We start from the raw sequence: 12,852 nt of genomic DNA on the forward strand, positions 1-12,852 counted from the left end.
TTACCCTTTACCCATTTTTTTATGAAGAGGATTTTCCAGCTTTATTGAGAAAGGACCGTATTTTGTTAGTAACCTTTTCAGGTTTTCCAAATGAGTCAAAGTAATTTATAGAAGGAAAAAGGCAAGGAGGAACTTAGTAAATTACTGTCGAGTTAATTAGGAAGAGCACTTAATTCAATTTTTTTAAGACAATGTTGTCTTTTAATAGTTAAATTTTCATAAATTCAAATCATTATTTTTTATTATTCGTTTGCTAGTTAGATATTACTAAGTCTGATTTTTAGTTTTAATAGTCTGAGAAACAGATATTTTATAGCATCAGTTAAACCTAAATTATCAATTCATAAGTATGCCTGCCCATTAGCAGTTCCAGTTCATTTTACTAAAGCAGGCACCTAAACATTATCATATGAGAAAACGCGCGATATATTTTTTAATACCCGCAGTATTGGTTGGGTTATTAAGTTTTTCTGTATTTAAAAATGAAGCAAATCCTGAAAAAGAGAAAGTTCTGAAAGAATTGATTTTTAAAGGTTTAATGGATAAAGCACATTTTAACTCCATAAAAATAAATGACGATTTATCAGAGAAGGCATTTGAACAGTATCTTAAGCGCCTGGATCCTGGTAAAAGGTTTTTAACCCAAAAAGATGTAGAGGAATTAAACCAGTTTAAACTGAGTATTGATGATGATATTTCCGGTAAAGATGTCAATCTTGTTCCGGTTTCTATAAGAATTTGGAACGAAAGGCTGGCTGAGGCTAAATCTTATTGTAATGATATTCTTGAAAAGGAATTTGATTTCACTAAAAATGAAACTGCTGAATTAAATTCAGATGACTGGGATTATGTGAACAATAAATCTCAACTGAAAGAAAGATGGAGGAAATATTTAAAGTATCAGGCAATAGTGAGGTATCACAATAAACTTGAGAATCAGGAAAAGAAAGCCAAAGAAGCTAAAGAAAAAGGTGAGGAATTTAAAATAAAAACCAATAAAGAACTTCAGCAGGAAGTCAGGAAAGATGTTTTGAGGAATTTCAATAACCTTTTTGATCGATTAGAAAAGCAGGATGAAGAAGACAAATTCGCTGATTATGTAAATTCAATTTTGGCAGTTTACGGTCCTCATACGGAATATTACCTGCCTTACGATAAAGAAGAATTTGATATTCAGATGTCTGGTAGGTTGGAAGGAATTGGTGCGCAGTTAACCCAAATGGATGGAGATATTAAAGTGACCAGAATTGTGATTGGAAGTGCTTCATGGAAACAGGGTGAATTAAAAGAGGAAGATGTGATTTTAAAGGTTGCTCAGGGAGAAGAAGAGCCAGTGAGCGTAGAAGGAATGCCTCTGAAAGATGCAGTAAGTATGATTCGTGGAAAAAAGGGAACTGAAGTACGGTTAAGCATTAAGAAACCAGATGGCAGACTTATGGTCGTTCCAATTATCAGGGATGTGGTAATTCTGGAAGAGTCTTATGCTAAATCAGCGGTTATTGAGGATGAAGAAAGTGGGATGAAAGTGGGATACATTTTATTGCCAAGTTTTTATGCAGATTTCCAAAGGTCAGGTGGGCCAAGTTCTGCAAAAGACGTGAAGAAGGAATTGGAAAAGCTGAAAAAAGAAAAAGTTGATGGCATCGTGCTGGATCTTAGATCGAATGGAGGTGGATCCTTAAGAGATGCGGTTGAAATGAGTGGGTTATTTATTGAAAAAGGTCCTATTGTGCAGGTGAGAAGTAAAATTGCAGAGCCAATTGTTTATGAGGATAAAGATCCCTCAATTACCTGGGATGGCCCATTAGTGGTAATGGTAAATAAGATAAGTGCTTCAGCTTCGGAAATTTTGGCTGCAGCTATGCAGGATTACGGAAGGGCCATTATTGTGGGTAGTTCCACCACTTTTGGTAAGGGAACAGTTCAACAGTTCTTTGAAATGGATAATTATCTGCCTCAGGCCTATGCACAGGTTAAACCATTGGGATCGGTAAAATTGACTGTTCAGAAGTTTTACAGAATTACAGGAAAGTCTACACAATGGAAAGGAGTTGAGCCTGATGTAATACTTCCAGATGTTTATAATTACCTGGATATTGGGGAAAGAAGTTTGGAGTATGCGCTTCCTTGGGATGAAATTGGGGCTAAAGACTTCAATCAATGGCAATCTGAAAGTGATCTGAAATTATTAGCGAAGAACAGCCAAATCAGATTAGAGCAGAATGAAATATTCAACCTGATAGAAGAAAATGCTAAGAGAATGAAGGCTCAACAGGATAAAAAGTCACAAACCCTTAATTTTGAAGCCTTCACTATAGAACAAGAAAAACTTGACGCTGAGGCGAAGAAATTTAAAAATCTTAAAAAGGTTCATGAAAACCTGAGTGTTTATGGGGATGTACCAAAGGGAGGAAATTCTGCAGATTCAGTGAAGGTGGCCAGAATGGAAAAATGGCATAAGGAAATTAAGGAAGATGTCTATTTATATGAAGCCATTCAGGTTTTGGAGGATCATGTAAAAAATATCTCTGTGGCTTCCGGAAATAGTAAAGGAAAACACATAAAAGATTAAATATTAAAATTAATTCATAAAATAAATAAGCCTGGGTAAGTTTGTACCCGGGCTTTTTTATTTTCCAATTTTTGAAAAGAAGATTCCCAATAATTTGTATTTTTATAGATCAATAGGGAATTCTTACCGTTATTTTTTGTAGTTTAACCTGAATTTAGATTTTTTTATCTAAGGGAAATACCTTGATTAACCGGCTTTTATGTCAAATTTTTTGATCCGTTATTACCTAATTTGTATTTGTTTTTTTAGTTCATTTAGCCTTTCTGCACAAGATTCTGTATCAGATGCTGATTTACTTTTTGAAAATAATGAATTAGGAAAAGCACTCAATCTGTATACTTCTTTACTTCAGACCAATCCTGAAAATTCTTATCTAAGTTACAAGGTAGGGGTTTGTTATTTATTTTCCCAAAACCACAAAACAGAGGCTTTACCATATATCTACAAGGCGGCTGAAGCCCGGGACAATGGAGATTCCCAGATTCCTGTTGATGTTTATTATTATCTGGGAAAAGTATTGCACTATAATCGAAATTTTGAGCTGGCTTTTAATGTCGGTTTCAACAAATACCGGGAAGAAGCCATATTAAATAGGCTGGATACCCTGTCGGATGCTAAATTTATCGAGGCAACCAGGATGATTAGAGTTTGTAACAACGGGAATGATATTTTAAAAAATTACAGGCTTAAAGATGTAAAGGTGGAAACCTTTCCTTTTCCAATCAATACTTCTTATAACGATGCCTATCCAATAATTCCGGGAAATGGAAAAACGCTTTTATTAAGTTCCAATAGGCCTATTGACGAGTTTAATTTAATTATTGGTGAGGATTATGTTTTTCTTCCCGAAAAATTGGAAAACAAAACTCAATTTGCCTTCCAAAGCCAATGGAATGAATCAGAAAATGAATGGAATTTTCCTTATGTTGAATTTTCTGGGGGTAAAATTGTAAAATCCTACTCCCTTACAAATAATGGAAATGAAATTTTATTGGGGATAGGCAACAGCGAGGATGATATAAAACTATATTCTTCGGTACTCAAAAAAGGGAAATGGAGTATCCCTAAACTGCTTAGCCCAGTGATCAATATACCGGGGAGCACCATAATGGGTGGGTGTTTTGCCTCGGGGGGAAAAGAATTATTTTTTTCAAGTAATAGGCCGGGCGGCTATGGCGGGTTTGATTTGTATCACAGTGTGAAGGCAGAAAATGGGGAATGGTCCTCTCCAGTTAATCTGGGTGATGTGATTAATACTCCATTCGATGAAATTACGCCATTTTTACAACCCGGTTCAAGAGAACTGTATTTTAGTTCGGATGGGCACTATACCATGGGCTATCAGGATATTTTTGTTTCCAAACAATTTGGAAACTCCTGGGAACCGCCTAGAAACATGGGTTTTCCTATAAATAGTGCTTATGATGACATTTGTTATAACAGGTCCGGTGATGGAGAGCAGGAATATTTTTCATCGAATAGAAAAGGAATAGATGGATTGAGAACTTTTGGCGGATTTGAAATATTAAAAATTGAAAGAACCCGGGAAAAGATGCCTTTGGCCATGGTTAGTGGAAAGATTAAAATATTAAACGGGGACAAAACAATGCCTGTTAATCTTAAAGTAAGGGAAAAAGATAAAACCGGGTATCAATATTTTGTGTTCGATCCCAGAGGAAAAGAAGGGGAATATTTTATGATTTTGCCAACCAATAAAAACTATTCCCTCGATATCATTTCACCAATTTATGAAAGTGCCGGGCTCGATATCAATATTCCGAAGGATACTTATCAGTTTGAGTTTAATGTGGAAATCCGGATTGATACCATTAATATATTTGATAAACCGATAGGTGAAGAATTGGTAATTAGTGATTATAAGCATTCTTCGATTAACATAAATGACAATGCTTCCTTGGAAGAAAGAATTAAAGAAATTCGATATGATGCACTGGTGGCCATAATGAGTAAAATGACAGAGTATACCCAAAAATCTGCTCTGGAGGGTTTGGCCGGATTGGAAGAAAAAGTAGAATATGTGATAAAGGAAAAGGAAAAAGAAACTGATGATTACTACAATACACTGGTGGGCGTGTTCGATGAGGCTGTTCGTAAAAAGGAAAAGGAAGTGTATTGGGATTTAAATAAAATCATCAAAAACAGTAACCAAAGCCTTGTACAGTTATTTGAGTATGAGAACTCCCAACCTTTGGTGGAGCAGGTAATTACTTTTAAAAAGAGGGAAAGAGATATTTCAAATAGAATTGGGACTGATTTAATGCACATATGCAAAGTATTAAATAGTAATCCTGAACTAAGGTTACATCTAAGATATTTGGGAGATGGTACGAAAAAGATTGTGGAGGAAAGGAAGGAAAATATTATCAAGTTTTTGGAAGAAAATGGAGCCCTGAAAAGCAGGATTGAATATTTTGTGATTCATCAGGAAAATGACAGGGACGAAAAACTTGAAATAAAACTTTTCTGATTTAAATTAAAATTAACCGGCCTATTCTATTGGCCTAACTAAAACATGGGTATGTGGTGTCTTTGATTAATAGTGCTTTTTGGGAAATTACCATACTTTAATAAACTGATAAGAAACAATTAATCCTATTTTTTAATACGTGAAGGTGTATAGATTTTTTATTGTTATATTTTTTACAACTGTCTTTCTTGGCCAGTCAAAATCAGCAAAGGCGCAATATACTGAATATGAAATCAAAGGGGCGATGGTATATACTTTTGCTAAATTTGTGACCTGGCCCAAAAATATTTTAAACAGAAGTAAAGTTTTGGTTCTTGGAATTTTAGGGGACGATCCATTTGGGCAGCATATAGACAGAATTATTAAAAACCGAAAAGCCAACGGGCTTTATATTGAAATCAAAAGGGGGAAAACCATAAAGGACTTAAAAGGTTCACATATTTTGTTTATTTGTAATTCTGAAGAAACAGGAATTGAATCCATCATCGATGAATATAAATCTAAATATATTCTCACCATTGGGGATGGAATCGATGATTTTTGTAAGTTGGGAGGAATTTTTAATATTGAATATAATGACGGACAACCCGTCTTTTATATTAATCTTGAGGCCGCTTCAAAAGCAGGGCTTATTATCGATACCAGATTATTACAGTTAGCAGAAGGTTTTGTAATTTCAGATGCTGAATAAATTATTTAAAAAATTACCCATTAAATATAAACTGGTTTTTGTTATTCTAACAATAAGCCTGTTATCCTTTTTCGTATCATTTTCCATTTTTATCGTTTACGATTTTTATTCTTTTCATTCAAAACTGCACAAGGAAATTACCCAGTTAGGTGAGCTAATTGGAAATAACAATGCTGTTTTTGCCAATATGAGGGGAATTATCGCGAAAGAATCTGCCCAGCAAAATCTTTATAATGTACTGCCTTCTACCGCTCATATTCAATATGGGAGTATTTTTGATCAGAATAAGGAAATTCAGGCTTATTACGATAGAAATTTTCAGGATAGTTCTCTTTTGAATTCCACTCCTGATAATCGATCTAAAAATCCTCAAACGGAGAAATCTGATAATTTACTTGATTTATTGCAATTGGATGAGTTTGATGGAGAAATAGGAGGAATGTACAGTACCAAACTGGAAATGGTGCTGGATTCCAGTGATTTTAAACCTGTTTATAAAGCGGACATTCAGGAAAATAGCAAAAGAACTGGCCTTTTTTTCGATTATATCCATATGTTTTTTATTGAAGGCCATATGGATGTTTTCCATCCTATTGTGGACCCTGATGATGAAAACAGGATATTGGCTACAGTATTTTTACGGTCTGATTTGTCTCCTTCTTATGAGCGATATTCCCAATATCTCAAAATCGTTTCAATTATATTCCTAATTACATTTGCTGTAATCTATTTACTTACCTTGTTTGTGCAGAAAAGTATTTCCAAGCCAATTTCCGAACTTACAAATGTGACTTTGAAAATTGCTAAAAACAATGATTATTCTTATCGTGTGCAGGAAGAAGGTAAGGATGAAGTTGCTTTGCTGGCCAATAGTTTCAATGAAATGATTGCCAAAATTGAAACTCAAAATGTGGAGTTGGTAAAAGCAAAGGACAGGGCAGAATCTCTGGCGAATGCAAAAGCTCAGTTTTTATCCAACATGACACATGAAATAAGAACGCCTTTAAATGGTGTGATTGGCATGACGGATATTTTATTGGGTACCAAGCTGGATGAAAAGCAGCAGGAATTTTTGGGCATTGTAAAATTTTCTGCAAAAAACCTGATGGTCATTATTAATGATGTATTGGATATTTCAAAAATCAATGCAGGGAAAATGACTTTCGAACAGGAAGTGCTGGATGTAAATCATTTGCTGAAAACCATTATTGCTGGAAATAGGGGTGAAGCTGATAAAAAAGGTTTGAAGGTGACTTTAGATGTTTCGGATGAAATTCCCAAAAATCTTCTTGGTGATTCAGTGAGGTTATCTCAAATTGTACTTAACCTTTTCACAAATGCGATAAAATTTACCATACACGGAGGAATTGTTATTGGTAATAAGTTAATTGAGAAGACGGAAAAAGAAGCTTTAGTGCGGTTCTATGTAAAAGACTCGGGGGTGGGCATTGCCCGAGAAAATTTCGATCTTGTTTTTTCAGAGTTTTCTCAGGAAAGAGGTGATACTACCCGGAAATTTGGAGGAACAGGACTGGGTTTATCTATTTGTAAAAAATTGGTTGAAATGCAGGGAGGAAAAATGTTTTTGGAAAGTCAGCTGGGTAATGGGAGTACTTTCTCATTTGAACTGAAATTTAAAATTAATCAGGAAGAGGAAATAACAAGTTTAAAAACTCCTGAGGAAAGTCTTCATAATGGAATCAGTCAGGAGAATAATCAAAAAGTTGTTCTTTTAGCGGAAGATAATGAAGTAAATCAAATGGTGGTGGAAGAGCTTTTGGGCCAGTGGCAATTTAATGTGGAGATAGCAGAAAATGGACAAGAGGCAGTGGATATGTTAACCGAAAAGCATTACGATCTAATCCTGATGGATGTACATATGCCTGAGCTAGATGGTTATGGAGCCACTAAAATGATCCGCGAAGAAATGTCTTCCCCTAAAAAAGATATTCCCATAATTGCCATGACTGCTGCCGCTATGGATGGAGAATCTGATAAATGCCTGGCTGCCGGGATGAATGACTATATCTCCAAACCTTTCGATAAAAATATACTTTACGAAAAAATCGTACGGCTAATTGTAAATAATGAAAGTACAAAAAAAGCCGAAAATTGAAATTTCCGCTTTTTTTATTACTGCATCAAGAATCGAATTCTGAGGTGAAATGAAATTTGATTTCGGGGAAATTTTGCTGTTCCATTCTTAATTCATAATCCGAACTAGTTAAGAATACTTTTCTTTTTTCTTTATCTTCTGCAATCAATCGGATTTTCGGGTTTGCGAATTCTTCGAATTTATTTTTATCCTCACAGGTAAACCAGCAGGCTTTGTGAATTTGAATAGGTTCCCATCTACAAGAGGCATTGTATTCGTGTTTTAACCTGTGCTGAATTACCTCAAACTGCAGTGCCCCGACCGTTCCAATAATTTTCCTGCCATTTCTTAAGTTGGTGAAAAGTTGAGCGACTCCTTCATCCATCAACTGATCAATGCCTTTTGCCAACTGTTTGGCTTTCATTGGGTCAGTATTTTCTATATATTTAAATTGCTCCGGTGAAAAGCTTGGAATTCCTTTAAATTTGAGTGGTTCATTTTCAGATAAAGAATCACCAATTTTAAAGTTGCCGCTGTCATGCAATCCCACAATATCACCTGGAAAAGCTTCATCTACAATAGATTTTTTCTCGGCCATAAATGCAGTTGGGCTGGAAAATTTTAATTTTCTCCCTAATCTTGAATGCAGGTAGTTTTTATTTCTTTCGAATTTTCCCGAACAAACTTTTACAAAGGCCAGTCTGTTACGGTGGTTTGGGTCCATATTGGCATGGATTTTAAATACAAACCCACTGAATTCATCATCATATGGATTTATCTCTTTGGTTTCAGTTATACTGGGTTGGGGAGATGGGGCGATATCAATGAAGCAGTCCAGTAATTCCCTTACCCCAAAATTATTGATCGCACTTCCAAAAAACACCGGGGAAACCAGTCCTTCAAGGTATTCTTCATGCACAAATTCAGGGTAAACTTCTTCCAGCATTTCCACTTCTTCCCGAAGAGTTTCCGCATCTCTTTCTCCTATTCTTTTATCCAGAATTTTATCCGAAAGATCACTTATTTCTACGGTATCTTCAGTAGATTGCTTGCCGTGTGGACTAAATAATTTTAAACTTTTTTCATAACGGCTATATACTCCTTTAAAATCAGGACCCATTCCAATAGGCCAGGAAAGGGGAATAACATTCAAATTAAGTTTTTCTTCCAATTCGTCCAACAGGTCAAATGCATCCTTACCAACCCTGTCGAGTTTATTGATAAATACGATGATCGGAGTATCTCGCATCTGGCAAACCTTCACCAGTTTTTCTGTTTGGATTTCCACCCCTTTAGCCACATCAATTACCACAATTACACTATCAACAGCAGTAAGTGTTCTAAAGGTATCTTCGGCAAAGTCCTGGTGACCAGGAGTGTCAAGAATATTAATTTTCTTCCCATCATACTCAAAACCCATTACCGAGGTGGCTACGGAAATACCCCTTTGTCTTTCGATTTCCATAAAATCGGAGGTGGCAGTCTTCTTTATTTTATTTGATTTTACAGCTCCTGCTACCTGAATTGCACCACCAAATAACAATAATTTTTCTGTTAGCGTGGTCTTTCCAGCATCAGGGTGACTGATAATTGCAAAAGTTCTCCTTCTTTCTATTTCTGCCTTATTTGCCATTCTATTTATTTATATTTTGTAGATATCTTTGTCTGGATAGGAATAAAATTAATTGCCCTATTGCAAACTATTTCCGATAAGTATAATTTGCCTGCAAATATAGTATTTTGATGATTAATCGTTAGGAGATTAAGGGAATCATTAGCGGGGGAATAAGTTTAATTTTTTTTATATTATTTACTTTTTAATTTCTTTTTTCCCGGAACAAACAAGTTTCTCCGGAATTTTTTTATTAGCGTAAATGCTGCTTTAACATTAAAACACTGCAGTCCTTTATTTTTTAAAATGACTAAGAAAATCAAAATATTAATTGGAGTTAATCTGGTTTTAATCATTGCCTTATTTTTCTCCTTTCAAAGCTTTAATAGTAATTCTTCCACCATTGATGAATCCATAAGTAGTTTTGCATTACGGGATACCAGCGGAGTTGACCGGATTATGTTGGGAAATATTGAATTGGTGAAGGAATCCGAAGATGAATGGCTGATTAATGGTGAATTTGTTGCTCAGCCCGCCCGAATTAAATCCTTGTTGGCCGTTTTGAGTAGAATTGAAGTGAAACGACCTGTGGCGGAATCTTCGAAAGAAGATATAAACAACAGGCTTGAAAATAACGGGATTGAGGTGAAGGCTTTTTCAGGAGATGAATTAATAGTGAATTATCAACTTTCGGGAAAAGATGATGAGTCCTATGCTAAAATTGATGAGAATGACCCATTTATCATTTATATCCCGGGCTATTTCGTAAATATTAGTGAGTTATTTACCATAAAACCTTCTGAATGGCGGGATAACCGAATTCTAAATACATCTTTCAATTCTGTCCAATCTCTTGAACTAGAATATCCACATTCCCCGGAGAATAGTTTTGAAATTAAATATGATGGCTCTTTTAGTACAATCGAAGGGATTGATAGGTTAGACTCTGCCAAAGTTTATGCTTATTTGCAGCAATACCAGGATTTTACCGCCAAGTTTTTTGTAGAAAATGCGAAAACTCTTAAAGACAGTTTGTTAAATGCCCAACCATTTTGCAAAATTTCACTTAAGGATTTATATCAGGGAAGAAACAATAATTTAAGAATTTATATTAATCCTGAAGTGATTTACGGGATTTCCGAAAACCCGGCAGAAGTGGTTGTATTGGATCGCCAGAAACTTAGGAATTTTCTGGTTGGTAAACCAGAATTTGTTAAGCCCAAATAAGGCTTCTGCGATTATTTTTATTGTTTAGTTATTAGTTGCAATGGGTTGATTATTAGAGTTTTGTAGTAAGTGGTTTTTACCTTTCTTACAAAGGAAACCTTCAATAATAATATTTTCAGTTTTTTTATGATGTCATGTTTAGAATTTCTATTTTAGAATTTTTTAACTTATAAATTTTCTTCAATGGACGGTATTCAATTTATTACGGATAAAGAAGGCAACAAAAGACAAGTTGTGGTGGACATGGCTATGTACAGTGATTTACTTAAAAAACTGTACAAAAAACTTGACTTAGACCCCTATAGCCGCATTGAGGTTTCTCCCAGGGTTCTCCATATCTCTGATGGCGGAGGAATCGAGCCTATGGAAGTAGAACAGAAAAATGTGGATTTGATGCGTCATGAAACATTTAAAAAAAGGGAAATGGGAATTCCATCGGTGGTGGAAGAGCAGCCAGATGATATAAAAAAAGTAATGGGAATGCCTGAGTCAGAGAAAAGTCTGAAGATACAGGCCATACTGGAAACGGCTTCTTCGTATATGGGAACACCGCACTTATTGGGTGGAGAATCACATGATGGAATAGATTGCTCGGGATTGACTTGCGTGTCCTATAAATCAGCAGAAATTCAACTACCCAGGGTTTCTTATGAACAGGCTAAAGTGGGAAATCCCAAACAAATAACTGAACTTAAAGAGGGTGATTTAGTCTTCTTTGGAACTGGTCAGCCTGGAAAAATAAACCATGTAGGAGTTGTTTCCAATGCGGATGATATTAATAATATTACCTTTATTCATGCATCTTCAAGCAGAGGAGTAATGGAATCTTCCCTGAGTTCAGGTTATTGGAATGGAGTTTATATAAAGGGCAATCGAATTGTTTAGAAATTTGAAAATTAAAATAATTAGGTCCGGAGGGAAATTTCAATCCTAAAAATTTAATTCTACCTTTGTTAGCACAGGGAAATTTTATTCACTACTTATTCCACAAATTAAAATTGGAGTAAAGTATTTTTCAAACTCTCATAAATTAACACTAACTATTAGATTGGATTACCCTGGAATTTCAACCAGTATTACAACAACTTTTATCCACTAGAATGCAAGATTTAAATAACCCTAAGGATTTTTTTTGGTCGATAAATGAAGCCTATATTCACGACTACAAATTTTTTTACAAGTACTTTGGTCGCCTGCCAAATGTATGCGAAATCAGAGGATTGAAACTACAGAAAGCTATTAAATTTTTTGAAGTAGAATTTGAAAGCGAAATAAAAGATGTATTTTTCAAAAAGGCGTACAATTATAAAAAGAAAAAGCCTGACTTTGAGGAGGTTTTTTATATCCTGAAAAATGATGTCGTAGTGGCTTTTAATGATCATCATATTTGCAGGGTAATGAGTAGTAGTAGCGATAATGAAACCTTTGATGAAATCGCCCAAAAGTTAAAAAAATGCAGGTTGAAAAGTGGGAAAAAACCACACCAGATGAATTTAATTACCATGCACCACGGTAATCTGGATTTAAGTGTCATCAATATCAACAAAACTAAATTAGATATTCCCCAAAATTATAATGAAGATTTTTTGCCGGTTCATGATCTAATTGTAGATCGGCTGAATCAAAAAGACGATAAGGGGATCGTATTGCTGCACGGCTTACCTGGAACAGGTAAAACCACCTATTTACGGCATTTGATGGGGATTATTAAAAAGCGAATGACGTTTGTTCCACCAAATGTGGCGGCCAGTATGGCTAATCCTGATTTTATTAATATTCTTATTGATAATCCAAATTCAGTCCTCATCATTGAGGATGCTGAAAATATTGTGATTAACCGGAATAATGCGCCTCATTCTGCGGTTTCCACTTTACTTAACATAGCGGACGGGCTACTTTCCGACTGCCTTAATATTCAGATTATTTGTACATTCAATGTACCTATTACTTCAATAGATGATGCCTTACTAAGGAAAGGAAGGCTTATTGCCAAATATGAATTTGGAAAGCTTACCGTAGATAAAGCTCAGGAATTGTCTGATTCCCTAAACTTTAATACAAAAATTGAAAAGGAAATGACTTTGAGTGATATTTATAATCAGACTCATCCAACTTTCCATGAGAATAAGCAGAAGAAAATTGGGTTTTAAATTATCCTCTTTGTACA

The 12,852-nt window shown here is 35.1% G+C and carries 8 protein-coding genes; 7 read left to right on the forward strand and 1 reads right to left on the reverse strand.

Going from position 1 to position 12,852, the window contains the following annotated elements:
• The first annotated feature begins 409 nt into the window (after window positions 1–409).
• From A3EM_RS0106620 to A3EM_RS45570, 4 genes are all read left to right on the forward strand, one after another.
• On the forward strand, window positions 410–2,572 hold the full coding sequence (locus A3EM_RS0106620; protein ID WP_063745008.1) for a carboxy terminal-processing peptidase: 2,163 nt from the start codon (window positions 410–412) through the stop codon (window positions 2,570–2,572).
• Between the two features lie 199 nt (window positions 2,573–2,771).
• Window positions 2,772–5,060, forward strand: a complete 2,289-nt coding sequence (locus tag A3EM_RS0106625; RefSeq protein ID WP_020527397.1) for a tetratricopeptide repeat protein — start codon at window positions 2,772–2,774, stop codon at window positions 5,058–5,060.
• 145 nt (window positions 5,061–5,205) lie between these two features.
• Complete coding sequence (locus tag A3EM_RS0106630; protein WP_157637761.1) at window positions 5,206–5,751, forward strand: YfiR family protein; 546 nt, start codon at window positions 5,206–5,208, stop codon at window positions 5,749–5,751.
• Window positions 5,741–7,867, forward strand: coding sequence for a response regulator (locus A3EM_RS45570; protein ID WP_020527399.1), 2,127 nt, complete (start codon window positions 5,741–5,743; stop codon window positions 7,865–7,867). The genes A3EM_RS0106630 and A3EM_RS45570 overlap by 11 nt, the downstream gene beginning before the upstream one ends.
• A gap of 25 nt (window positions 7,868–7,892) precedes the next feature.
• On the opposite strand, the gene A3EM_RS0106640 is transcribed toward A3EM_RS45570, so the two are convergent.
• Window positions 7,893–9,479, reverse strand: coding sequence for a peptide chain release factor 3 (locus tag A3EM_RS0106640; protein ID WP_020527400.1), 1,587 nt, complete (start codon window positions 9,477–9,479; stop codon window positions 7,893–7,895).
• Window positions 9,480–9,764: 285 nt separating this feature from the next.
• Between A3EM_RS0106640 and A3EM_RS0106645 the strand changes: the two genes are divergently transcribed.
• The 3 genes from A3EM_RS0106645 (at window position 9,765) to A3EM_RS41700 (ending at window position 12,835) form a co-directional block, all read left to right on the forward strand.
• Window positions 9,765–10,685, forward strand: a complete 921-nt coding sequence (locus tag A3EM_RS0106645) for a DUF4340 domain-containing protein (protein WP_020527401.1) — start codon at window positions 9,765–9,767, stop codon at window positions 10,683–10,685.
• Window positions 10,686–10,868: 183 nt separating this feature from the next.
• The gene (locus tag A3EM_RS41695; RefSeq protein ID WP_020527402.1) at window positions 10,869–11,570 is read left to right on the forward strand and encodes a C40 family peptidase; all 702 of its coding nucleotides are present in this window, start codon (window positions 10,869–10,871) and stop codon (window positions 11,568–11,570) included.
• A 215-nt stretch (window positions 11,571–11,785) separates the two neighbouring features.
• A complete protein-coding gene (locus A3EM_RS41700) occupies window positions 11,786–12,835 on the forward strand; it encodes an AAA family ATPase (RefSeq protein ID WP_020527403.1) in 1,050 nt (349 codons plus the stop codon).
• Window positions 12,836–12,852: the final 17 nt, after the last annotated feature.

Origin of the sequence: Flexithrix dorotheae DSM 6795 (genome assembly GCF_000379765.1) — a bacterium.
GTDB lineage: Bacteria > Bacteroidota > Bacteroidia > Cytophagales > Flammeovirgaceae > Flexithrix > Flexithrix dorotheae.

Bases quoted from the DNA above. Each gene is read 5' to 3' on its own strand.
- A3EM_RS0106620 (WP_063745008.1), top strand. From the start codon at position 410: ATGAGAAAACGCGCGATATATTTTTTAATACCCGCAGTATTGGTTGGG.
- A3EM_RS0106625 (WP_020527397.1), top strand. From the start codon at position 2,772: ATGTCAAATTTTTTGATCCGTTATTACCTAATTTGTATTTGTTTTTTT.
- A3EM_RS45570 (WP_020527399.1), top strand. From the start codon at position 5,741: ATGCTGAATAAATTATTTAAAAAATTACCCATTAAATATAAACTGGTT.
- A3EM_RS0106640 (WP_020527400.1), bottom strand. From the start codon at position 9,479: ATGGCAAATAAGGCAGAAATAGAAAGAAGGAGAACTTTTGCAATTATC.
- A3EM_RS0106645 (WP_020527401.1), top strand. From the start codon at position 9,765: ATGACTAAGAAAATCAAAATATTAATTGGAGTTAATCTGGTTTTAATC.
- A3EM_RS41695 (WP_020527402.1), top strand. From the start codon at position 10,869: ATGGACGGTATTCAATTTATTACGGATAAAGAAGGCAACAAAAGACAA.
- A3EM_RS41700 (WP_020527403.1), top strand. From the start codon at position 11,786: ATGCAAGATTTAAATAACCCTAAGGATTTTTTTTGGTCGATAAATGAA.